The 1,106-nt window shown below is 65.1% G+C and carries 1 protein-coding gene; it reads left to right on the top strand.

Going from position 1 to position 1,106, the window contains the following annotated elements:
• Positions 1-104 (top strand): hypothetical protein (locus tag VV867_RS30985; protein WP_328568443.1); only part of this gene is annotated, 104 nt, incomplete at its 5' end.
• Between the last annotated feature and the right edge of the window lie 1,002 nt (positions 105-1,106).

The raw sequence follows: 1,106 nt of genomic DNA, 5'->3' as shown, positions 1-1,106 counted from the left end.
CCACCATGCGCAGCGGCCTGCCGGTCAGCGGCTCGGGCACGGCGACGCAGCGGGACCAGGACGAGAACCGGTTGATCGTGAGTTATACGTTGCCGTTGTTCTAGGTCTTGGGTCTGGAGGGGGGGTGTTAAGAGCAACAGAGCCAAAAGCCCCTCTCCCTAACCCTCTCCCTGAAGGGAGAGGGGACCGTTCGGAGTGCGCTGGTATTTCTGTGTTAGCCGGCTTGTACCGAGTGCCCGACTGACACCAAATCCTTTCTCGGCACGGACAAGCCCCCTCTCCCTTCAGGGAGAGGGTTGGGGAGAGGGGACGGATTTCGCCCACGCACCTCTGCCAAACCCTGACTCCGCACCCCCTCCCTAACCCTCCCCCGCAAGCGGGAGAGGGAACCGTCCGGCGCGATGCGAAACCACGAGGCTCCCGGGCTCTCCGTAGGGCGCATAACGCCTACGGCGTTATCCGCCATGATCGCGGACAGAGTCCGCTCCTACGGTTCCAGGGAAGCACAGATGTAGGAGCGGACTCCGTCCGCGATTGGCCCCCGGCCGCGCCAATCGCCAGGCATCGGTACCCGGGCCAACGGCGGATAACCGCGAACGGTTATTCGCCCTACGAGTTTGCCGGCTGACTCTGCGTTATCCGACAGCTCGGGACAGCCCCCTCTCCCTTCAGGGCGGGGCGCGCAGCCGAGGGTTGGGGAGAGGGGACGGACTTCGCCCACGCACCTCTGCCAACCCTGACGCCGCACCCCCTCCCTAACCCTCCCCCGCAAGCGGGAGAGGGAACCGTCCGGCGCGATGCGGAACCACGAGGCTCCCGGGCTCCCCGTAAGGTGCATAACGCCTACGGCGTTATCCGCCAGATCGCGGACAGAGTCCGCTCCTACGGTTCCAGGAAGCACGGGCGTAGGAGCAACTGTCTATTGGGTTTGGGTGTGGCGCGCCGCTCCGAGTGCGTTGATGTTTCTTGTTTCGCCCCCTCGGGCGAGTCCCTTTTGTCAAACGGTGGAAGGCCACCCCCGCAAAAAGGAACCAAAAAGGCTTGCCCCGACATACGGGCCCGATGGAGCCGGGCTACCCTCGCGAATTCCCCCGCCACGGAGGCCC

Origin of the sequence: Pseudomonas sp. JH-2 (genome assembly GCF_036231725.1) — a bacterium.
Taxonomy (GTDB): Bacteria; Pseudomonadota; Gammaproteobacteria; order Pseudomonadales; family Pseudomonadaceae; genus Pseudomonas; species Pseudomonas delhiensis.
Note: the sequence above shows the minus strand (reverse complement) of the source record. Positions and strands in the feature narration are given on the sequence as shown.